Here is a 20,480-nt window from a genome sequence, read left to right as displayed (position 1 = left end):
TTTGCGTTTACGCAGACCGTTCCGCTATGCCTAGGGTCAAATAAATAAACAGTGTGGATGTAGTCTGCACTGGATAGGAGCATGGTTATGGGAGTTGAAGAAGTAGAGTGGAAAGCAATGGCGAATCGTCTGATGATCGCTTTGGATTATCCTGATGTGACTGGAGCAAGAGCCTTAATCGATAAGCTGGAAGGAATTCCTTGCTACATGAAGGTAGGTATGCAGCTGTTCTATGCGGCAGGACCAGACTTTATTCAAGAGCTGAAATCTCGTGGCTACTCTGTGTTCGTTGACGTGAAGATGCATGATATCCCTAACACGGTAAAAGGTGGCGCTCAAAGTCTTACGAATCTTGGCGCTGATATGTTTAACGTACATGCGGCAGGGGGAACAGCTATGATGGCGGCAGCGCGCGAAGGAGCGGCTTCAGCAGTTAGTACTAATGCAGCCCTGAAGATGCCTTTGATTATTGCAGTTACCCAGCTAACCAGTACGAGTCAAGAAGTGATGAATAACGAAATTGGGATCGCTGGAGAGGTAGCAGCTACAGTGGTAAGATACGCCAAGCTGGCTGCCGATGCGGGTCTAGATGGCGTAGTAGCATCGCCACAAGAGTCTGCAGCTATCGCAGAAGCTTGCGGCCCGGCATTTTGCACGGTTACACCGGGTATCCGGCCAGCAGGTGCTTCCTTGGACGATCAGTCCCGGGTTATGACACCTGGAAAAGCCATTCGTCAGGGTAGTCACTACCTTGTAGTAGGACGGCCGATTACAGCTTCACCAGATCCACGTCAAGCAGCACTAAACATTATTGAGGAGATGACCCTAGCATGAGCTCATTAAATAGAAGTGAACAAGTAGCAAGTTATCTGCTGGAGATTGGAGCAGTAGCACTGCGTCCCCAGGAGCCTTTTACATGGACCTCTGGTATCAAATCGCCGATCTATTGCGACAACCGTCTGACTATGGCTTACCCGGAAGTTCGTAACTATATCGCAGATGCCTTCGCCCAGCTTATTAAGAGCGAGTATCCGGACGCTGAAGTGATTGCAGGTACAGCAACCGCGGGTATTCCACACGCGGCTTGGGTAGCAGATAAGCTCAATCTGCCTATGGCTTATATCCGTGATAAAGCTAAAGGCCACGGCAAGCAGAATCAGATCGAAGGTCTGATTAAGCCGGGACAAAAGGTTGTTGTTATTGAAGATTTGATCTCCACAGGTGGAAGCTCCATCAAAGCGGCTCAGGCCGTGCAAGAAGCTGGCGCAGAAGTGCTGGCTGTACTCGCAATCTTCAGCTATGAGCTGGACCGTGCAGTGAATGCTTTTGCTGCAGCTGAAATGCCATTACAAAGCTTGTCCAACTACAGCACATTGATTGATGTGGCTCTTGCACAAGGCAAAATTGATTTGACGGACGTAGAAGCACTGAAGTCTTGGAGAAAAGATCCGTCATCATTTGGTGTTTAAGCTTAAATAAATGAGCCTGGTTTGGGCGAGCCTCTCACTTTTCAGTGAGGGGCTTTTATTTCTTTATTGCATAGAGTGGGATTAAAAAGAGAGACACAACATACTCAACTGCCATCCAAGACACGAATAGTTGTATTTCGTACATTTAAACTAACTTTTCTTAGAGGAATTGGCACTATAGTTGCACTTTGTGCAATTATCCAGTCGTAAAGGGTAGGAATGTTCGCTCATAGGAAAGGTAGTAAGGAGTGGTAAAGTTGAGATAAGTATCTGCAAAAGCTCCTAGTAACATTTTTATGAGAATAATATGAAGAAATCGTAGTATAACTTTAAACGTCCTGTAACTTCCCTTCTTGATTAAAGCATTATACTGTTACTAGAAATATGGATTATTTATCCATTCGATGTAGAAGAATCAAGTATTTTATGGGAGGAAATAATAATGAATCATATAAACAACAATAAACGGCTGTGGCGCCGCTGGTTATGTTTTGGGGTATGCGCTGCGCTGATACTACCACTAATCTCTGATGGGTGGAATACGGCTTGGGCTGAGCCTTCTAAGTCTTCAGTGGAGCAGCGTGTATTGCGTATTGGGAGTCTATGGTCTGGGGAGGACGATACGTTTTTTCGTCAGCAGTTTACGGATATGTATGAGTTGCAGCATCCAGAAATCAAATTGGAGATTATTCCGGCTATAGATACGAATGACCTTCGATACAATAACAGCTCCTCAGACGTAAGCTCTGACAATTTGGAAAATATCCGAGCGATTATGGGCGGGGATAAGCCTGTTGATGTGATCGTCGGTGATAGCGCATTAGTGAAGAGTTTGGTGGATCATAATCTTCTCCAATCGCTGGAGCCGCTTATAGCGCGTGATCAGTATGATTTAAGCAATATGGCGCCTACAATGCTGAATGGAGTTCGTGAGCTGGGTAGAGGAAGTCTTGTTGCGTTGGCGCCGATCTTCTCGTCTAGTGCACTTTTTTATAACAAGGGAATCTTTGATGCTGCTGGTGTGGGCTATCCAACGGACAAGATGACTTGGAATGAATTGTTTACGCTGGCAGATAAGGTTACGAAGAAGTCATCTAATAAAGAAACTCGGATATACGGGTTCTCAATGAACCGTTACTTAAGTGATCCATTTTGGGATATGCAGAGCTATGTCGCACCGTTGGAACTTACGATGTACGATAATAAGGGTCAGCACATGACTGTAAATACTACACAGTGGAATCAGGCTTGGACTACTTACAGCCAGTTGGTTAAGAAACAAATTGTACCTGAGTTCAATGGGTTGGATTTTGCAGGAACAGAAGGGAATGCCTACAGTCCAATCCAAGGCGATCTGTTCCTCACAGGAAAAGCAGCAATGGTCGTGGGAGAATATGGTTATCTCAATGAACTGGCGGGAGTGGCCCGTAATGCTGCTAAGATCAAAAATTACAGTCCCATCAATTGGGGCGTGATTACTGTACCTACCTTTCAGGAAAAACCGGATGTTGCTATTGGAACATGGCTTGGCAATATGATGGCTATTAATTCTATGGCTACTAATAAGGAAGATGCTTGGGATTTGATTAAGTTCGTCAACAGTAATGAGGTTGCGAAAATTAAAGCCCATAACAAGAGTGAACTGACTTCCCGTAAGGATTATATTACCACTCAAACCCCTTCTGTAAATTTGGAAGCTTTTTATACGCTTAAGCCTTTACCTGCAACGGATCCTTTATTGATCAATTTACAGATGCAGAAGCCTGGGATTAGCCGGATTAGCGATGTTGGACGTCAATTATTCATTGAAGTTTATCAGGGGAAGAAAACCGTTGAGAATGCACTCAAAGCTTGGGAGAAGCAAGGGAATACTATGCTGGATACACTTGAAAAAGATCCCACGGTATATTTCGACTCGCTCGGTGATTGACTATGGAATATGCACTTAGCCACCAGTATTCTGGTGGCTTATTTTGTGGAACTTGGGCATGATAAGTTCAGAGCGGTGCGTCATTAATTTGCGAAAAGGAGAAGAGGGCATCATGAATTGGATATACTTCGCGAAACTGTTCAGGACGAGATTTCAAGCAGGCTGTTTAGCTAAAAGGCTGGAGCAGGATGGCTGGATTTATGGCTATCATGACCCACGTTTTGTAGAAATTTATCGTTCCCGTAAGGGAAGATACGGAGTTAGATTTCTGCCTTGAGAACTTTTATAAATTCTTCCTTGACGTAGACCCAATTTGTACTGTATATTATTTATTGTCGCTGTTTGAATATTTTTTCTGACGCGGGGTGGAGCAGCCCGGTAGCTCGTCGGGCTCATAACCCGAAGGCCGCAGGTTCAAATCCTGCCCCCGCAACCAATTTATTTACAACAGCAATTGTACATTCGGATATTTTTAGATCCGGGCCCTTAGCTCAGTTGGTTAGAGCGGTCGGCTCATAACCGATTGGTCGGGGGTTCGAGTCCCTCAGGGCCCACTTATCAAAAACCCTTACTTTGTAAGGGTTTTTTGCTGTCTGTAGGTTCCCTTGTAAGTAGTAGTGGAAGAGTTGGAAAAGCGAAAAAATTGGAAATGGTCACATTTTGGTCACGGCGCTGTTTGATCCTCTGGTTTCTTGCTCATTTTCATCTTCGTATCTATCAGGTCTGCAGCATCTCTTTGCATATCGGGGAGTAGGTGGGAATAACGATCAAGATAGATCTGAACACTGCTATGCCCAAGACGTTCTGCTCCGATTTTCGCATTGATACCGTTATTCAGTAGCATTGATGCGTGTGAATGTCTGAGATCGTGAAACCTGATTTTTGGTAGTTCCGATTTTTCTGTCAAGAAAGCAAAGGTCTCCGTGACCCGCCGTGGTTTGATCGGCTCTCCGTTACCATAGCAGCAAACCAGGTCATGGTCTTTTTAATTCTCAACCCGGATTTCTTGCTTTTCATTTTCTATAATTTGCAGTCGCTCTTTTAGATCACTAATCAGCATATCACCTATCGGTATTCTTCGTGCTGAGCTTGATGTTTTGGTATCTTGAAAGATAATTCCTTTAGATGGTGTCCAGTTTACAGTTTGCTGAATCTTCAAGCTCTTGCCTTCCCAATCGATGTCTCCCCATCGGAGGCCAAGAACTTCTCCTTTACGCATGCCAGTATGGATGGCCAGGGAAAAAACAATATAATGAACATGACCTTCAGCGGTATCAAGAAAGTGGAGGCACTGTTCCATACTCCAGGTCTTCATCTCCTTTCGCCGCAGCTTAGGAGCCTCTACCTTTTCCATGGGGTTCGAAGCAATCATCTCCCACTTCACAGCCTGTCTGAATGCTTTACGCAGGATAGCATGGATATGTCGGACATAATCAGGGGAATACTTTTCAAGTAGCCCATTATAAAACCTGTTGATGGTCAGAGGTTTGATTTGCTGCAACTTTTGTCTTCCGATAACCGGAATAATCCGGCTATTAATAATCGATTCTTCAACATCGAAAACCGTGGCTTTATACTTCTGCAGGGCGTATTCTTTTAGCCATATCTCGAAAAAGGCTGTGATAGTCAGATTGTTTTCTGGAACGTAGTCGCCTTTGTGCACGCTGGCGAGAAGTGCAACCAATGCACGATCTGCTTCTTTTTGTGAAGGGAATCCTCCCTTCTTTTTTTGGTTTCTTTGGCCTGTTGCTGGATCTGGCGGGAGATCAACAACATAAGTCCAGGTCTTTCCTCTTTTAAAAACTTTCCCTTTCATGAGGTCCTCCTTCATGGGATTTGTTATTCCATCCTGTATTACATCACTCCCTTCAAATCCTTACTTCAGAAATTTATAGCATCATCAATTGCATCCATAGGCAGAATCAACCGTGTTACGCTCTGGCCATGACGCCAGGCCACTCGAGATAAGTTGATGGTCACATATCCTTTACGATTCGGAAGCAGGGAGAGGTCTCCAGGCAAAACGGTAGCATCATGTCGAGAACGATGGAATGACGAACTATGTAGTTTATAGTTTCGCTCGATATTAAGGTTCAGTGGCTTGTTCCAATTGAAGCCCTGACGCTGCTCAATGACTAAGGCTCGGGGGTGAGAGAAGTCTTCTAGACCATACAATGAATGAATACGGGGTTGTTGAAGGTAGTCAAGACCTGAAACAGGGGATTCGTGAAGCGGTCAGCATCATTCTCTTGTGCTTCACGAAACAAGTCTGGCATCCAGCGTTGATCGCCAGAGTGACGTATTACATGACAAAGTTCATGAAAAAAAACCTTGCGCTGTTCTGTGCGATCATTGCGGTTGTCTATAAAAATGACTCTTTCTTCATTCTCGCTAAAAGTTGTTTTGTCGTAATAAACAATATCTACCTTGAAGCTCAGTGCGATCTTGTCTATATCAAGATCATTAGGGGTAAAAACACCGTTTGATCGGTATTGTTCTTCAATCCATTGTTCCAGAGGGGTTTTGAAATAGTTGGAATAATTCATATATTAGCCCCTTATTTACGTACATATGTTCTGTTTTGTGGTGAAAAGAAAAGCCATTGCTGGCTTTGTTTAATTTTAACTAGATGATTAATTATCCTCCATCCAACGATTGGCCCAGATGTGATAGCCTCCAGACCCGAACTATCAAACCACGACCCTATGATCCAACCTACAGCGCCACAGCCAAAAGTTAATAAAATCAATAAAGCAAGTCTAGTTTTTTTATTAACGGCAAGTAGGATTGAGCCTATTAATATTCCACCAAAAACCCACCATGAAGAGAAGTAGAAGCCAGTAACCACTGAAATAATGAATATTTCTGCAAAAAACCAATTTGCACCTTCTTCGCTTTGCTTTGCTTGATTAACTCCTCGTCTAACTTCATTTTGCACATGATCACCTGGAATACTCCCCATCGGTTGGAGGATTTGCTTATAATTTTTGATTGGATTGTTCAGCTGCGCGTTTCTTCATCTCTCTATAGCGTAAGAGAGCTGCTTCCATTTCTTCTATTTCGTCTGGAGTATATTTATCCGGACCACCATAAAAAGACATGTTAGTTTCTTTGCGAACAGGTGACGGATCGTTAGTTCTTCCAAGAAGATAATCTACTGATGTATCAAGAGCATCGGCAATATTTTTTAATGCTTCCGGATCTGGCTTTCTATCATCAGTTTCATATCGTGATAACTGAACGATTGTGAGTCCGCTAAGCTCTGCCAAGTCTTTTTGCTTGATGTTCTTTTTTTCTCTAAGGTTCTTAATTCTTCCGCCAAGGGTTTGCATAGAAACTCCTTTCTAAAAAAAAGTACGGCGGGTACAGGCACCGCATATACGGTTGCTCTTAGCCCAGCACCTACATCGCTAGTAGCAGGTCTGAGATTTAGTTAATTGAGGAGTTAGAGGCAATCGTAGTGAAGCAGGATGAGCGCATAACGACAATAGAGAAGCGATTAAACGTCTCGGGTAGGGAAACATATGCCATCAATTATACAGAGGCTATTACAGCCGCTAAAGCAGCTGGTGCGATAACCACATCAGCAGACAAGTCAAAGCTAGAGCTTAATATCATTCAGATGTTTTTTAATCTTGGTCTGTTTAAGAGAGGGGTTAAATAATCAATGGACAATCAAAACCTAACTAATGTATTGGCGTTAGCCTCGGTGATCACCGTTTTTGTGTTGGCAGGAATACAGTTCGTGAAGGTCTCAGTTAATGTGCCTAAAAATATGTTGCCCTTGATTGGCTTTGTTATAGGTTTATTAATAGGGATTGTAGCATATCCTTTCACCGACTTAGATATAACTCTACGGTTGTGGTCTGGAGCCTTGGCCGGACTATCAGCAACGGGACTATTTGAACTGGCGTACAATAGAGTAAAATTATTGCCCACTGGCTTCGGCTGGTGGGTATTTTTTTGTTTTTTACGAAATGCCGGATTCCGCAACAGGCTCACTGTTTTCGTTTCTTCTTTACCCAAGCGCCGATACAAATCCCGCATATCTTAGTTTTGTATCCAATTAAAAAGGAGGAATTGACAAATGGGCGAAGTACGTGGAGAACGTTGTTGCGGCGTTGGTGAACGTGAACCTGAACGTTTTGTTGGTGGAGCCTTTACATCCACAGGTGCAATCTTAGTGCTCTTTATCCTTTTGGTCATCATTACAAAAGCCTGTCTTTTCTAAAATGGGTTCAATTACAAAGGAGGAATTATGATGGGTGGATTTGCTGAAGGCTTTGGTGGAGGCTTTACTTCTACTGCAGCTATTCTGGTTCTCTTTATCCTGTTAGTGATTATTTCTAAGACTTTCTTGATTTAAGTTTCAAACCTCCCAATATGGCTGCACCTTATTAAATCCGCCAGTACTCAAGCTGGCGGATTTTTTTCATCATACATAGTCTCAAAGACGTACGCTGTCAACCTTAAGTGGTAGGCGGGATTTTGTTGCGTTCAGGAAAATTTTCATTACCAGTGATATAGAGTACATATACATAATGTTCCAAATTAATTAATCTATACTTATGAATAATGAAAACTTTCAGTATAGAAATACATACTTTTCTGTGGGGAATCCAGCAATTCTATTGATTGCTATACTTGGCTTGGTGTTACTGGGATTGGTTTTGTTTTATTTCATTAAGAAATATATAAAGAGAAGAAAATGAGGGACAGGTATTTAGATATATACTTGAACGCCGTGGTGATCTAGCTGGCTGCATAATTGATTGTGAGGGTCCAGTCCAGAAATGGAGCCTAGTCAGCGTTAAGGTTGCAGATTCTTATTATATAAGAAGTGAATTTGAATTTAGGATACAATTGGATTTTAAAAAGACGTTTTGAAATTTTTAATACTTAATGCCCCGTAAAGGGGTGTTTTTGTCTTGCATAAATATTATTAGAAAAACTACATATGTATCATTGTTTCAGTAAAAGCCTCTACCAGGATGATAGAGGCTTTTTTTATTCTACTGAAAGTGCATCTGCTACAAATTACACTAACTCTCCCAACAAATCTATGCTTTCTTCAATATAAATCCAAAAGTCCTTCAGGGTCATTCTACCTTATAAAAATAATGAAGATAGTTGCTATAGCGCTAATAAACGTTTCCATAACCGGGTCCAAATGCGCCTCCAGTTGTCCATCTTTTTTCCTAGAACGCATTAGACTACACTTGCCTTGACGGAGGCGTTCCCCTTATGGGGCTCCGTCTAAATCAGATTACACAAAATTATTGATAGCACCGATATTTTTTTGTCTCGAGTGCACTTCCTCTAAAGTTCGTATTGTCTGGTTAGCTCCCGGAGCTTGCTTTGTATTTGTTCGCGCACCACTTGAGGACGCTTCACGTTCGCCTCCATGCCAAAGCCGAGGAAAAAATGTACCGTCCATGGTGTATACGATGCGCTCATCATTGTGCGAATCGTGCCTGAGCCGTCCTCACGCAGCTCAATCCCCTGGGTTAACCATAAGTCTGATCGGCATCGTCTCACACCCTCCGGAGTCAAATCCACCTCAAGCTCCAACGTATCGCTCTCATCCATTCGCATGATCCAAGTTTGAATGTGCTCCTCTGTCATATTCATTCTCATGCTTTGGTCGGCCTCGTGTGAAAAACCCTTAACTCGATCTACTCGAAACACCCTATAATCCCCTGCCAAGAAGCAGTAAGCTTGGCAGTACCATAACCCGTTCATCGTATATAACCCGAGTGGCTGAATCTTCCTTTCTCGGCGCGAAGAAGCTTCGTATATGATAGTGACGACGCACTGCTCCAATGCAGCCTCGAGCAGTTCCTTCAAGAAAAGAACTTCCATCTCATGTGGAGGTATCCAGAATACAAGCCGTTGTTGCATGCGTTCTATCTTTTGCTTTAGCTCACTTGACAGGAAGTGAAAAAACTTGTGCAATGCGGCATCCACTTCATTTTTGAAAGGAAGAGACTTGTAATTGTGTAACGATTGACAGGCAAAAAACAATGCGATTGCCTCATGTTCAGTAAAGCTAATGGGAGGAAGCACCTTCTCCCGTAGAACGCGATAACCGCCCCCGGGACCTGCTTGGGAATAAAGTGGCACACCCAGTTCACTCAGCTCCATTAAATCGCGAATCATCGTCCGACGTGAAACGCCACATTCGTCGGCCATCTCCTGTATTGTAAACTGCTTCCGTTCATTGACCAGCATGATAAGTTGAATGAGTCGCTGAGCTTTGTTCATGGACCGTTCCCTCCATATATTTAAAACTTTTTTAATAGTGCCATTACCTGGCACTATTATTCCGTATGCTTAATCTCGAAGTCAATGTTTACACACCTAGGAGGATTCGGATATGCAATTCAGACTAAAGTATAACTACTCTTATGCTAGCATAACCTGGATGTCGCTGTGAATCCGTTCTTGATCCTTCCGTGAGTAAGGGTCAAGTGGCGAGTACTGACTATGACCAATAGGTGTGACGATAACATCTTCAAATATGAGGACGGAGTGAGATTAAAAAGATGGAGCAGAAAAATCAACAATACGTGATGGAAATTGTTTTGTTCGAGTTGAAGGAAGGTACGGACAAACTTCGCTTTTGCGAGGCAGCCGCTGCATTAAGTGAGGTATTGGAAACTGGAGTATCTGGGTTTAAAGGACGTACATTGCTACATACACCAAATGAAATCCAATGGACGGACATTATTTACTGGACGGATATGGATATGGCATTAGCTGCAATGGTGCAACTCAAGTCTGAACCAGCTTTCCAAAATTTTGTCTCAATGATTGATTCGAGGGAAATCACGCAACGGCATTTGATCCCGACTAATTTGAACATGTAGGGACTTTGGGAAGTTGGCCAGTCCTATGCTCAATTTACATTTAGATGATAATCCAAGAAAGGAGATGGAATATGGGTGATACATTTGCGGGTAAATATAATCTGGATTTTTTCGACAAATTTACAGCCATCGTCAAACTCAAGTATCCGGCATTTGATTCAACGAAGTTTTTGAACTTGATCTACGATGCTAGCTGGGAACAAAAACAATTGAAACAGCGTATCCGGCATATAAGCGCTTCTTTGCGGCTGACCCTGCCAACGTCCTATAGCGAAGCATTATCGGTTTTGATCCAAATCGCTCCTCAATGTATAGGAGTCGAATACTTGTTATTTCCAGATTTTGTAGAAGTGTACGGACTTGACGATTGGACGGATTCCATTCCAGCACTGGAGTTGTTCACACTCTTTTCTAGTTCGGAGTTAGCCGTTCGTCCTTTTATTGTGCAAGATCCCGTTAGAATGATGGACCAGATGCTTCAGTGGGCGATCCATCCTGATCATCACATCAGACGGCTAGCCAGCGAGGGCTGCCGTCCCCGATTACCCTGGGCGATGGCCTTGGACATATTTAAAGTTGATCCGTCGCCAATTATACCCATATTGGAACAACTCAAGCGAGATTCATCCATCTATGTGCAGAAAAGCGTTGCTAATAATCTGAACGATATATCCAAGGATCATCCCGAACGGATTAAACAACTTGCCCGCGTTTGGTATGGAGAGAACCTCCAGACCGATTGGATTGTCAAACACGGATGTCGTGGTTTACTTCGAAAAGGAGATCCAGACGTACTTTCTTTGTTTGGTTTTACGACTTCGCCTGATGTGACGATACGCGGTTTGACGCTTGACGAAGAGATGCTGGCGATCGGCCAATGTCTTAACTTTTCATTTTCGATCCGAACCAACTCATCTGTAGCCCAACTGCTTCGGGTCGAATATGGGATTGATTTTGTCAAATCGAACGGTACGACATCGAGAAAGCTATTCAAGATAACAGAACACAACTACGATAATGTGGAGCGGAAATACGTGCGAGCCCATCATTTCAAGGACTTGACGACCCGCAAGCATTATCCAGGTAGACATCGGCTATCCGTAATAATAAATGGAAAAGAGATGGCGACAACGGATTTCTACGTAACCGCTACCTCAGAGCCCTCGTGAGAACGATTGTTTATAAACAAAAAAACGCTACAATCGTTTTAAAATTAAGAATTTTATGACATGGAGGAAACAATATGAGTAATGTATCAGTAATCGGTTTGGGATCAATGGGCGCAGCAATTGCACGAGTGTTGCTTCAAAATGGCTATCGAGTAACAGTATGGAATCGGTCGAGCGCAAAGGCGGAGCCGCTCGTCAAGGAAGGAGCTATCCTTGCACCCAGTGCGGCATCTGCTATAAGTGCAAGCCATGTGTCGATCATCTGTGTTTCTGACTATAAGACTTCATACGGTATTTTGGATACAGAGGAGGTCAAACCGGCCCTCGCAGGTCGCATTCTTGTCCAGTTGAGCACAGGCAGCCCCCAGCAAGCACGTGACAATGAAGCATGGGCTCGAGAACACGATGCGGAATATCTCGACGGAGCCATAGCAGCTTCACCGCCACAGATGGGCAAACCGGACGCTACAATCTTCACATCAGGCTCCATAACTGCTTTTCAACAGAGTGAGCCGTTTCTTAAATGCCTGGCCGGAAATGTGCCTTATCTTGGTGAACAGGTTAGCGCAGCATCTTCGACAGAATTAGCGTTTCTTTCATACCTATTTGGTTCGTACCTCGGCTTTTTTCATGCGGCACGTATCCTTGAATCGGATGGCCTTCGCGTGGATGCTTTCGGGTCCATGATCGCTCATGTCTCGCAGGTTGTCGGTGATGTCATCAAGTATGAGAGTGAAGTGATTCAAACAGAAACATACGACAATCCACAGAGTTCTGTAAATATGTGTATGACGACAGTGGAGCTCCTCTTGGAACAAGCTCAAGAAGCTGGCATTAACAATGCATTTCCGGCATTTGCCCAAGGGCTTTTCAAGAAGGCTTTGGATGCTGGCTACGGACATGAGGAACTCGGAGCCCTTATTAAAGTAATGCGATAGAAATCTTAATGTACAATATCCTCTTACCTGGAAGATACAACAACCACATCAACGTTGATTCTAACACTACCGGATCTGATTTGGAGGTAGGTACGGGGAGACGGAGCTTGAGCGCACGAAGGATGTCAGAAACCATCGATCCATTCATAATCTAAAAAGCGGTAAAATTTCCTTAGTGTAAATTATTAATAAAATGTTGGCTCCCCCCTTTTATGTAAGAACGAATGTTCTGTATAATTAAAGGGAACATTCATTTTTATCTGTGACAATGAAATATAAGTAGCATCTATACAGTAACTATCGTAGTTGTCTAATTACACAGTTGACAGTCAACATAAAAATCGAAGGACACTACAAATAATGCCCTGCGGATCGCAATGATCTGCAGGGTAGCATTTTTTATCATCACTACTTAAATTGTGTCTGTATATAAAAATCCATAAAAGAAACCCCGGATTTCTCCAGGGCACAGTGGTCACAAATTTGGTCACAAACTCATTTTAATTAAGTTTAATCGATATTAGCTAATCCCAATAAAAACAAGAGTTTTTGAATAGAGTTTAAGGCATTTATGCCTTTCCTCTATATCAGTTGGTTAGATCGGTCGGCTCATAACCGATTGGTCGGGTGTTCGAGTCCCTCATGGCCCACTTATCAAAAACCCTTACTTTGTAAGGTTTTTTTGCTGTCTGTAGGATTAGTGATATAAAGAAAATAGGATGGGGAAAGGCCGGGATTTTAAGTTTGCTAACGAATTTGCTAACGAGAATGATTTATCCACAGGTTCGAGTTGTTTTTCAGCATATTTTTGCAGTTCCGCTTCTATTTGTCAACGGCTTCTTCTTGCATGATCGGGAGAAGGTGTGAATATCGTTCGTTGAACATCGCTGGAGTCATACCCAGTCGCCAGTCGTTCCGCAGCTACTTTTGGATTTATTCCGATCGCCAACTAGAATAATGGATGTGTATGTCGCTGTCGCTGATGGTGGAATCTAATTTTTTTGACTCTTGCTTTTTGCACAAGTACAGTCGGTTCACTAGCAGGAGGTTAAAACTGAGTTGCTACGCCGTCGACGCATATTGCGCATTAGGGAAGCGAAGTTCGTTTTGATAACGAAATGATGTTTTTGTCCTTATCATCACCATGGTCTGCATTCTCTTCTATTTCTTTTTTCTCATCGTGAAACTCAAATTGAGAATGGGCCGTGATGTAGTCAAATGGAGTGTAATTATTACTTGGTAATTTTCTTGTAAGTAATATCTTGACAATGATGATTCCTAATGAGAGATAGAAAATGGCTCCTATTCCAAACAACATAAATTGTACTAAGTTCATTGTTAACACCGCCTTTGTTTGATTTTATGATTAAATGTTAATATTTACAATATTTAGGTTTGTGAGGAATAATCATTCGACTGAGATTTGATGCTAAAGAGGCAGTTTATAAGGTTCAAAATTTATCGGGATTTTTAATTCTAATTGAGGCTACTTCTCCGCACTTTTTACAAAATGTATATATAACCGGGGAGCCAAAAGAAAAAGTTTTACCGATCGGGATTACTCTAGCATCTACAGCGTTCACTTCACCTTTAGTAAAGGTAGTACTTCCACAAGTTTTACAAGTTAAGTTTTCTTGATTCATAATAACCATCCTCCATAAAGAATTTTACATTTAATACGGTTAGTTCCAATTATAGTTCCAGTAGTAAATATACCAATCTATTAAGGGGTGAGAGGTATGGATCGGGCGTGATAGTTTTCGAAATCGCGTGGAACTCATGAGAGAGTTTGGCAGTATATTTTCTAGGATAATGGTTACTGCAACCGTGAGTGTTCGATAGGTGGACTGCTGCAGCTGCGAGGCAAGGAGTTGAAAGGGAAGGATGCGGTGAAGCAAATCATCTATGTGGTCGTAATGAACCGGAAACATCTAGCCGAACAAGCAAGCGGTCTCACTTTTTGGCTAACTGGCAGCATAGTTTAAGATCATACTCGGTGAACTGTATCACAAGTTGTGGTAAGCAGAAAGTTGAGTTGAGAGTAAAAGCAGCAATGTTAAAATTGCAGATTGTTGTTTAAGTTACGGGAGTCGACACACATTAAATGCTACGTGAGGATTGAAAGACTGAAAGATTGATGAATAAAGGGATGCAAGCGATTCGCAAAGCTAATAATTTAGAGAGATCCTAATAAAAGATGAGGTATATGTGATGCCAAAAAACGATAATATGCTGGCAATCCTATGGATGCTGAATTCGGGCGTTAAAATGACCGCAAAACAAATATCCGAAAAGCTAGAAATAAATATAAGGACAGTCTATCGGTATATTGATGCGCTAGGTGCCAGTGGAGTGCCTATAATATCCGACACTGGTCATAATGGCGGGTATAGCTTGCTGAATAATTTTATCAGAGCACCTCTGCTATTTGATATTGAAGAAAAAAAAGCACTTCTTCATGCTGCTGTTTTTGCAAAAGAAGCCGGATACCCTTTGAGTGAGGCATTAGGTAATGCGACATCCAAATTGAAAATGTATTCGAATCAGGAACAGGAAAGTGTTCTCAGCCGTCATTTAGCCGGATTTGAAGTTATAAACCGTATGGGAGACCCTTCTATTCAGCCAGTATTGGTGGAATTGGAGCAAGCTGTAGCAAACGAATTCTCTGTAGAAATTGATTATCGCACAGGCCGTGATGATCAACACAAGACTAGGGTGATAGATCCCTATGGAATGGTTTACTGGAACAATAAATGGTATATTGTTGCATTCTGCCACCTGAGAAATGAGATCCGCAGCTTTCGGATAGAACGGATTTTACAAATCAAGCGTACTCAATACATATTTAAGCGTTCCGAAGCTTTTTTGGCTCGGGAATTTTTTTTGCAAAATCTATTACCTGATTTAGTCGGCAAGGACGGGTTAATTGCTTTAATTATCGAAGGTAGGTCAGAGGCGTTGGATGACTTATGCCTGCATTGGTTTTTGGGGCATCATCTGAAAGAGCGTACATCAAATCAAGCAATTTTTTTACTTGAGGTAACATCAATTCATACCTATGTTCCTTCATTTCTCTTATCCTACGGGAAATCCATTCAAGTAATTGAACCACAGAGTTTGAAGGAAAAACTTGTTGTTCTTGTGTCGGAGTTAATGGAATATTATCAACTTTAATAGCTTCACTGACAGGGGATGTCAGTGAAGCTATTTTATAATGATGATAATCATTGATTACCGATGGATGGTTGGTATCACTTGATGAATTGTAAAATAAGGAGAACTTGCAAATGAATAATAAGGTATATCTTTATGTGTTTGACACAATGGCAGACTGGGAAATAGGCTACTTAACTGCCGAACTGAACTCGGGAAGATATTATAAAAAGGGGCTGGCCCCATCAAAAATAGTTACCGTGGGAATTGATAAGACTCCAGTAACTACAATGGGCGGACTTACAATACTGCCTGACATCAAATTGGATGAGTGCAGCATTGAAAGATCAGATCTATTGATTTTACCCGGTGGAGATACATGGACAGAAACCATTCACCACCCCCTCTTAAAAATTGCTGAGAGGTGTTTAAGGGAAGGTATATGGGTTGCAGCGATTTGTGGTGCTACAATGGGGCTTGCCCAGACAGGATTGCTGAATTCACGTGGGCATACAAGCAATGATCTGGAATACCTTAAAATGATCTGTCCCACTTATACAGGAGAAAAGTATTACAAAATGGAGTCTGCTGTAACTGATGGAAAACTGATCACAGCATCTGGAATAGCTCCGTTGGAATTTTCTGCACACATCTTGAAAGCTTTGGATGTGTTTTCTCCAAAAACATTAGACGCCTGGTATAGCCTTAATAAGACTAATGATTCTAAATATTACTATGAGTTGATGAATTCAACACAATGAAGGTATCAGCATTTAAGGAGGAGTAAAAATGACTGAAAACATAAAAGATATGGGAGTGTCAGGTAAATATATAGAATGGAACACCCAAAGACTTTACATCTATTACACCATTTAGAACAGTGTGTTGTATATGGATATGGATATGGACAAGATGCCACATGAGTAACAATGTGACTTAAAATATTCGTTCCACAGGAATTCTAACGGAGTACGATAATTAAGCATAAAGGGTTCCACATATTAGTCATGACTAATATGTGGAACCCTTTATTATATCTGACTTTCCTAAAATCTAGGTCTTGATAAACAAGGGAAAAAGGTACTAGACTGTCGAGGACACTAAGCTAAGGGGCAGGATACATAAATAAGTATAATCATTCTCTACCAAAAAAAGCATTGGCATTATGGTAAAATAAACCTATTACTAAAGGGAATTTAACAGTTTGATGCCGAATATTTGGGGGAGGTTAAATTGATTAATGATCAGAATATAGGAAGTTTGTTACATGAAATGCTAGCAGATTTCGTGGAAAATGAACAGTTTCCAGGCTTAGCAGTCGGAATAGTGAGGGACAACCAGATTTTATTTACTGGTGAATATGGAACAGCGAATCTATCGACAGGTGATCCCCTTATCAGGAGTACCTTATTTCACCAAGCCTCAGTTTCTAAAACCTTCGTTGCTACTGCCATCATGCAATTAGTTGAGCGTGGCAAAGTAGATCTAGATTCACCAATCACCCATTATCTACCATATTTTAAGATGGAGGACGAGCGATTTCGCAATCTTTCAATAAGGCAGCTTATGAGCCATACCTCGGGGATGCCGGATGAAGAAGATTACGGATGGGACCGTCCTGAATATGATGAGCAAAGTCTTGAAAGATATGTAAAAGGTGTTTATCGTCATAAGTTACTTAGCGAGCCTGGCGATAACTTTGCCTATAGTAATATCGGATATGAAATTTTGGGAGACATGATCGCAAAAGTTAGCGGAATGAGCTTCGAGGAATATATGAAAAATAACATTCTTACACCAATTGGAATGCGGTCCAGTTCCTTTCTGAAACTGGAAATTGAAACTCATCTAGCTGCACCTCATGTTTTGGGTACTTCCAATGGTTATGGTGGCTATGTTAGCAATGTGTTTCCGTACAACAGGGCACATGGCCCCAGTTCTACCTTATATACTAATGCTGAAGATATGTGCCAATATCTGCTAATGCATCAAAACCGCGGAACTGCAGGAAATGGCTATCAATTATTACAATCCAGCAGCTATGATGAAATGTGGAAGCCACATACAACAACTAGTTACGGTCAAGAAAATGCACAGATTGGATTAGGCTGGTTTCTGGGAGAATATAAGGGTTTGCGTATCATCTCGCATTCAGGATGGGATACCGGTTTTTTGACCAATCTGTTCCTTCTTCCCGATGAAAATATTGCGGTTTCTATTATGACCAATTGCGACTATGTTTGGCTGGGGAGCGCTCTCTATCCAATTCTTGATCTATTGCTTGGTTCGAACATTACCCACATCAAGCGATCTATTGCTCAAAAAGTTGCAGCTTTAGCTGTATCTAATGGAGTAGACAACGCGATGGAAGAATATCACCGCATCATGAGGATGGAACAAGATAAACACTATTTAATGGAATTTGAATTTATACGAATCACTGAAGCATTAACGTGGGGTGGCCATAAGGAAGATGCCTTCCAAATTCTGAATTGTGCCTCTGCAATATTTCCTGATAGTATCTCAATTTCTAGTAGGTTACAGGAATTTCAGGCAATGTTGTAGTTGGTTAACAACAAAAGCTCAAATTCATTTGGTGTTCGGATCGTTCAACTAACGGGAAATGTTAGTTCAATAAACCAACAGTAGTCTAAGACTTTTTCTTATCAGTCATATATACATAATGTTCCAAATAATTAATATTAAGGTTATAGGGTTTGGAAATAATGGCATTGCAATTTGGAAGAACCTCGCCGGCATTGGCGAGGTTCTTATATTAATGGGGGTTGCTGGTTGACAAAAATGATAATTTTGTTGGTTATTCTTGCTATCATTACTGCTGTTTTTGTATTCAAAGTTTTATCAAGGAAGAAGAGCTGTCCTTCCCAAAGTATAGTAATTGATCCACTTAAGATTACGATCCAGGACATAGACCAAATGGAAGACGGAACTGGCTTTATAGAATATCTGTATCGTTTATTTTTGGCCATGGGTTATAGTGATACATATAAAACGAGAAGAGGCAGAGATTTTGGATCTGACTTAGTGTTTACAGACGGGGAGGGGGTTCGAAATGTCGTTCAGGCAAAGCGTTATTCCTATCCAGTAGGGTTAGGAACTGTTCAAGAGGTCTATAGTTCCATGAGATATTACAAGGCAAAGAAGTCCATGGTAATATCCTCAAATCAATATACCTCTGCGTGTGAAGAGCTTGCTAGTTATAACGCCGTAAGATTACATAGTAGAAGTGACCTTATAGAAATTATAAACTTTTTCAAGTCAGGGCAGATTGATAAAGCAAAGGATATCCTTGAGTCTGAGCCCAGGATTATACTGGAGTCATGGGATAATTACATGAATAGCAATAAAGTAATTAAGAAGGACTTCAAAGTTGAAAAACGATGGGTGCGAAGAAATAGATAGTTCTGAGTACAAGGAGTTTTTATAATGATGAACAATGAAGATTTTCAATACAGAAATACATGAAGCGGAGAAAATGAGATCAGGTAATTTAATACATAGGAGTACTGTAATGAAGAAAATCTTCAAAGAAGTTTGGCATAATCGTATATAAAAAATCCCCGTCAACCTTAACGGGGGATCTTTTATATATGATTAATTTAGTACTGAAATTAAGTTCAGTGAAATGTTCATTATATTTTCCCTTCATTATGCAGTACATTCAGGTAATATTCATAATGAGGATTGCCCAGTTCACAATATTCATTTGGAATACCCTTTAATATAATTAAATCATTCAGAATTTTTTGAGACAGACCTTGCATAGTAAATGAAGATATAGAGTTGTTATCTACACTTTCTAGTACAATATTGATTCGTCTTCCTTCTTGTATATCTTTCCACATAAGTTCACTTTCAGAATTTTCTGACGATCCTCTATTATCGTTAACCAAACTATTAAGATATAAGATCATTTCAGACAAATCCTGTTTCTCATCCTGGGTGTAAATTGAATAAAGTAATGTTGTGTCCACTATTTTATAGCACTTAGCAATGTGGTCGTACTTTGCGTCTGGATCATTTTGTAGATTTTTAAAATCATTTTTACTTAGTTCAATTGCATTGTAATTTTTTTGAAGTAACTGTCCTGCTTGGTCTAAGGTGTACTTTGATGGTAGACCAGATACTTTGAAATTCTTATCTAATTGTTTTAGCATTATATCTCCTTAAAAGAAAGAATGTCCTCCAGCTCTATTATGCGTATGATAATGGGCGTAGTAAAAACTACCTGGAAGCTGACCGTAAGTTACCGTAAAAAAGCCATCATAGGATTAACCTACAACGGCGGCCCCTTTACACTATGTACTTTCACTAAAAACAATTCTTCAAAAAAGCTTTGTAAATTTTTTCGTCTATCTCTATTAAACTCTTCTTTCCATCCTTGAACTGAACTGCAATGATATGAACGCCTTTGCTCTTACTGAAAGGCCAGCGAGCAAACCAACAGGTCCTAGTAGAAATCCTCCCACTAATCCTCTTCCCACAGCACTCACAGCACTTTTGGAATGAGTTTCGTCCATAATCTCATAATCCTCTACAGTGTTTTTGTCTATTGTGATTGTTTTTTAAAAACCAGTGTGCAAATTTACAATTCCAAGAGTAGACATTATTACTTTACCTTCATAGTCACCAGCTATCACTTTATTTTTCGCACCCATCTAATCACTCCTTCTTAAACATATATAATCGACAAAATCATTCTACTACACAAAATTTTTTGGCGATATATGGATTTTTATATAGAACCTGATATTCTGGCATGGTGCAATGCAAACCATACAGCTAACACAAAAAGGCGCTGCTGCAAAGCCATGAAATGGTTTTGCAACAGCGTCTCTTTTTTTGTATCCAGCTAGACTTCTCTAATGGGTATAGCGTCCGAAAAGTTGTCACAAATCGTTGTCGCAATCGCTGTACTCTCGGTTTTCGAC

Annotated in this window: 21 protein-coding genes, 2 tRNA genes and 2 pseudogenes; 17 read left to right on the top strand and 8 right to left on the bottom strand. The window is 41.2% G+C overall.

Features of this window, described 5'->3' with window-relative positions; all coding sequences use genetic code 11:
* Positions 1 to 87 precede the first annotated feature (87 nt).
* From pyrF to M2444_RS08865, 6 genes are all read left to right on the top strand, one after another.
* Positions 88 to 834 (top strand): orotidine-5'-phosphate decarboxylase, encoded by a 747-nt coding sequence (pyrF, locus tag M2444_RS08890; protein WP_094873047.1) that lies wholly within the window; start codon positions 88 to 90, stop codon positions 832 to 834.
* Positions 831 to 1,469, top strand: a complete 639-nt coding sequence (gene pyrE / locus M2444_RS08885; RefSeq protein ID WP_280786753.1) for an orotate phosphoribosyltransferase — start codon at positions 831 to 833, stop codon at positions 1,467 to 1,469. Before pyrF ends, pyrE begins: the two co-directional genes overlap by 4 nt.
* Before the next feature lie 442 nt (positions 1,470 to 1,911).
* On the top strand, positions 1,912 to 3,399 hold the full coding sequence (locus M2444_RS08880; RefSeq protein ID WP_280786752.1) for an ABC transporter substrate-binding protein: 1,488 nt from the start codon (positions 1,912 to 1,914) through the stop codon (positions 3,397 to 3,399).
* A 112-nt stretch (positions 3,400 to 3,511) separates the two neighbouring features.
* Positions 3,512 to 3,676 carry a hypothetical protein gene (locus M2444_RS08875; protein WP_019909365.1) on the top strand — a complete coding sequence of 55 codons (165 nt, stop codon included), beginning with the start codon at positions 3,512 to 3,514 and terminating at the stop codon, positions 3,674 to 3,676.
* Positions 3,677 to 3,758: 82 nt separating this feature from the next.
* A tRNA-Met gene (locus tag M2444_RS08870) sits at positions 3,759 to 3,835 on the top strand.
* Between the two features lie 44 nt (positions 3,836 to 3,879).
* A tRNA-Ile gene (locus tag M2444_RS08865) sits at positions 3,880 to 3,953 on the top strand.
* Between the two features lie 110 nt (positions 3,954 to 4,063).
* Here M2444_RS08865 and M2444_RS08860 read toward each other — a convergent pair.
* The 4 genes and pseudogenes from M2444_RS08860 to M2444_RS08845 all read right to left on the bottom strand — a co-directional run bounded on the left by M2444_RS08860 (position 4,064) and on the right by M2444_RS08845 (position 6,731).
* Positions 4,064 to 5,215: pseudogene (locus M2444_RS08860) on the bottom strand (tyrosine-type recombinase/integrase).
* A gap of 346 nt (positions 5,216 to 5,561) precedes the next feature.
* Positions 5,562 to 5,945 (bottom strand): ImmA/IrrE family metallo-endopeptidase, encoded by a 384-nt coding sequence (locus M2444_RS08855; protein ID WP_280786751.1) that lies wholly within the window; start codon positions 5,943 to 5,945, stop codon positions 5,562 to 5,564.
* Between the two features lie 11 nt (positions 5,946 to 5,956).
* Complete coding sequence (locus M2444_RS08850) at positions 5,957 to 6,337, bottom strand: hypothetical protein (RefSeq protein ID WP_094878892.1); 381 nt, start codon at positions 6,335 to 6,337, stop codon at positions 5,957 to 5,959.
* A gap of 40 nt (positions 6,338 to 6,377) precedes the next feature.
* Positions 6,378 to 6,731: a helix-turn-helix domain-containing protein gene (locus tag M2444_RS08845; protein ID WP_280786750.1), complete on the bottom strand. Its 354-nt coding sequence runs from the start codon at positions 6,729 to 6,731 to the stop codon at positions 6,378 to 6,380.
* Between the two features lie 128 nt (positions 6,732 to 6,859).
* On the opposite strand from M2444_RS08845, the gene M2444_RS08840 reads away from it, so the two are divergent.
* From M2444_RS08840 to M2444_RS08825, 4 genes and pseudogenes are all read left to right on the top strand, one after another.
* Positions 6,860 to 7,063: a hypothetical protein gene (locus M2444_RS08840; protein ID WP_094878894.1), complete on the top strand. Its 204-nt coding sequence runs from the start codon at positions 6,860 to 6,862 to the stop codon at positions 7,061 to 7,063.
* Between the two features lie 3 nt (positions 7,064 to 7,066).
* Positions 7,067 to 7,321: pseudogene (locus tag M2444_RS08835) on the top strand (holin); the annotation flags it as partial.
* A gap of 165 nt (positions 7,322 to 7,486) precedes the next feature.
* Positions 7,487 to 7,630, top strand: a complete 144-nt coding sequence (locus M2444_RS08830) for a hypothetical protein (protein WP_179283803.1) — start codon at positions 7,487 to 7,489, stop codon at positions 7,628 to 7,630.
* A gap of 27 nt (positions 7,631 to 7,657) precedes the next feature.
* Positions 7,658 to 7,765, top strand: coding sequence for a YjcZ family sporulation protein (locus tag M2444_RS08825; protein ID WP_373455856.1), 108 nt, complete (start codon positions 7,658 to 7,660; stop codon positions 7,763 to 7,765).
* 953 nt (positions 7,766 to 8,718) lie between these two features.
* Here the strand turns inward: M2444_RS08825 and M2444_RS08820 are convergent.
* A complete protein-coding gene (locus tag M2444_RS08820) occupies positions 8,719 to 9,663 on the bottom strand; it encodes a helix-turn-helix transcriptional regulator (RefSeq protein ID WP_094878896.1) in 945 nt (314 codons plus the stop codon).
* Positions 9,664 to 9,944: 281 nt separating this feature from the next.
* Here M2444_RS08820 and M2444_RS08815 point away from each other — a divergent pair, with 281 nt between their 5' ends.
* From M2444_RS08815 to M2444_RS08805, 3 genes are all read left to right on the top strand, one after another.
* Entirely contained in the window at positions 9,945 to 10,268 is a 324-nt protein-coding gene (locus M2444_RS08815) for a hypothetical protein (protein ID WP_094878897.1), read from the top strand.
* A 71-nt stretch (positions 10,269 to 10,339) separates the two neighbouring features.
* Complete coding sequence (locus M2444_RS08810; RefSeq protein WP_094878898.1) at positions 10,340 to 11,437, top strand: DNA alkylation repair protein; 1,098 nt, start codon at positions 10,340 to 10,342, stop codon at positions 11,435 to 11,437.
* A gap of 74 nt (positions 11,438 to 11,511) precedes the next feature.
* Positions 11,512 to 12,375: an NAD(P)-dependent oxidoreductase gene (locus M2444_RS08805; RefSeq protein WP_094878899.1), complete on the top strand. Its 864-nt coding sequence runs from the start codon at positions 11,512 to 11,514 to the stop codon at positions 12,373 to 12,375.
* Between the two features lie 1,087 nt (positions 12,376 to 13,462).
* On the opposite strand, the gene M2444_RS08800 is transcribed toward M2444_RS08805, so the two are convergent.
* Together M2444_RS08800 and M2444_RS08795 are read right to left on the bottom strand one after the other, a co-directional pair.
* Positions 13,463 to 13,711: a DUF3951 domain-containing protein gene (locus M2444_RS08800; protein WP_179281776.1), complete on the bottom strand. Its 249-nt coding sequence runs from the start codon at positions 13,709 to 13,711 to the stop codon at positions 13,463 to 13,465.
* A 115-nt stretch (positions 13,712 to 13,826) separates the two neighbouring features.
* Positions 13,827 to 14,018, bottom strand: coding sequence for a hypothetical protein (locus M2444_RS08795; protein WP_094874641.1), 192 nt, complete (start codon positions 14,016 to 14,018; stop codon positions 13,827 to 13,829).
* Between the two features lie 568 nt (positions 14,019 to 14,586).
* On the opposite strand from M2444_RS08795, the gene M2444_RS08790 reads away from it, so the two are divergent.
* From M2444_RS08790 to M2444_RS08775, 4 genes are all read left to right on the top strand, one after another.
* Complete coding sequence (locus M2444_RS08790) at positions 14,587 to 15,549, top strand: helix-turn-helix transcriptional regulator (protein ID WP_280786749.1); 963 nt, start codon at positions 14,587 to 14,589, stop codon at positions 15,547 to 15,549.
* A gap of 113 nt (positions 15,550 to 15,662) precedes the next feature.
* Positions 15,663 to 16,289 (top strand): type 1 glutamine amidotransferase family protein, encoded by a 627-nt coding sequence (locus tag M2444_RS08785; RefSeq protein ID WP_094878801.1) that lies wholly within the window; start codon positions 15,663 to 15,665, stop codon positions 16,287 to 16,289.
* A gap of 472 nt (positions 16,290 to 16,761) precedes the next feature.
* Positions 16,762 to 18,093: a serine hydrolase domain-containing protein gene (locus tag M2444_RS08780; protein ID WP_280786748.1), complete on the top strand. Its 1,332-nt coding sequence runs from the start codon at positions 16,762 to 16,764 to the stop codon at positions 18,091 to 18,093.
* 237 nt (positions 18,094 to 18,330) lie between these two features.
* Positions 18,331 to 18,951 carry a restriction endonuclease gene (locus M2444_RS08775; protein WP_280786819.1) on the top strand — a complete coding sequence of 207 codons (621 nt, stop codon included), beginning with the start codon at positions 18,331 to 18,333 and terminating at the stop codon, positions 18,949 to 18,951.
* Positions 18,952 to 19,181: 230 nt separating this feature from the next.
* On the opposite strand, the gene M2444_RS08770 is transcribed toward M2444_RS08775, so the two are convergent.
* A complete protein-coding gene (locus M2444_RS08770) occupies positions 19,182 to 19,706 on the bottom strand; it encodes a hypothetical protein (RefSeq protein WP_280786747.1) in 525 nt (174 codons plus the stop codon).
* Positions 19,707 to 20,480 lie beyond the last annotated feature (774 nt).

This window comes from Paenibacillus sp. PastF-3 (assembly GCF_029893135.1).
Taxonomy (GTDB): Bacteria; Bacillota; Bacilli; order Paenibacillales; family Paenibacillaceae; genus Paenibacillus_AQ; species Paenibacillus_AQ nitricinens.
Note: the sequence above shows the minus strand (reverse complement) of the source record. Positions and strands in the feature narration are given on the sequence as shown.

What these genes read in the sequence shown, in the direction of transcription:
- M2444_RS08845 (WP_280786750.1), bottom strand. Translation starts at nt 6,731, where the DNA reads ATGCAAACCCTTGGCGGAAGAATTAAGAACCTTAGAGAAAAAAAGAAC.
- M2444_RS08785 (WP_094878801.1), top strand. Translation starts at nt 15,663, where the DNA reads ATGAATAATAAGGTATATCTTTATGTGTTTGACACAATGGCAGACTGG.
- M2444_RS08820 (WP_094878896.1), bottom strand. Translation starts at nt 9,663, where the DNA reads ATGAACAAAGCTCAGCGACTCATTCAACTTATCATGCTGGTCAATGAA.
- M2444_RS08855 (WP_280786751.1), bottom strand. Translation starts at nt 5,945, where the DNA reads ATGAATTATTCCAACTATTTCAAAACCCCTCTGGAACAATGGATTGAA.
- M2444_RS08880 (WP_280786752.1), top strand. Translation starts at nt 1,912, where the DNA reads ATGAATCATATAAACAACAATAAACGGCTGTGGCGCCGCTGGTTATGT.
- M2444_RS08800 (WP_179281776.1), bottom strand. Translation starts at nt 13,711, where the DNA reads ATGAACTTAGTACAATTTATGTTGTTTGGAATAGGAGCCATTTTCTAT.
- M2444_RS08805 (WP_094878899.1), top strand. Translation starts at nt 11,512, where the DNA reads ATGAGTAATGTATCAGTAATCGGTTTGGGATCAATGGGCGCAGCAATT.
- pyrE (WP_280786753.1), top strand. Translation starts at nt 831, where the DNA reads ATGAGCTCATTAAATAGAAGTGAACAAGTAGCAAGTTATCTGCTGGAG.
- M2444_RS08830 (WP_179283803.1), top strand. Translation starts at nt 7,487, where the DNA reads ATGGGCGAAGTACGTGGAGAACGTTGTTGCGGCGTTGGTGAACGTGAA.
- M2444_RS08825 (WP_373455856.1), top strand. Translation starts at nt 7,658, where the DNA reads ATGATGGGTGGATTTGCTGAAGGCTTTGGTGGAGGCTTTACTTCTACT.
- pyrF (WP_094873047.1), top strand. Translation starts at nt 88, where the DNA reads ATGGGAGTTGAAGAAGTAGAGTGGAAAGCAATGGCGAATCGTCTGATG.
- M2444_RS08790 (WP_280786749.1), top strand. Translation starts at nt 14,587, where the DNA reads ATGCCAAAAAACGATAATATGCTGGCAATCCTATGGATGCTGAATTCG.
- M2444_RS08795 (WP_094874641.1), bottom strand. Translation starts at nt 14,018, where the DNA reads ATGAATCAAGAAAACTTAACTTGTAAAACTTGTGGAAGTACTACCTTT.
- M2444_RS08775 (WP_280786819.1), top strand. Translation starts at nt 18,331, where the DNA reads ATGATAATTTTGTTGGTTATTCTTGCTATCATTACTGCTGTTTTTGTA.
- M2444_RS08810 (WP_094878898.1), top strand. Translation starts at nt 10,340, where the DNA reads ATGGGTGATACATTTGCGGGTAAATATAATCTGGATTTTTTCGACAAA.
- M2444_RS08770 (WP_280786747.1), bottom strand. Translation starts at nt 19,706, where the DNA reads ATGCTAAAACAATTAGATAAGAATTTCAAAGTATCTGGTCTACCATCA.
- M2444_RS08815 (WP_094878897.1), top strand. Translation starts at nt 9,945, where the DNA reads ATGGAGCAGAAAAATCAACAATACGTGATGGAAATTGTTTTGTTCGAG.
- M2444_RS08875 (WP_019909365.1), top strand. Translation starts at nt 3,512, where the DNA reads ATGAATTGGATATACTTCGCGAAACTGTTCAGGACGAGATTTCAAGCA.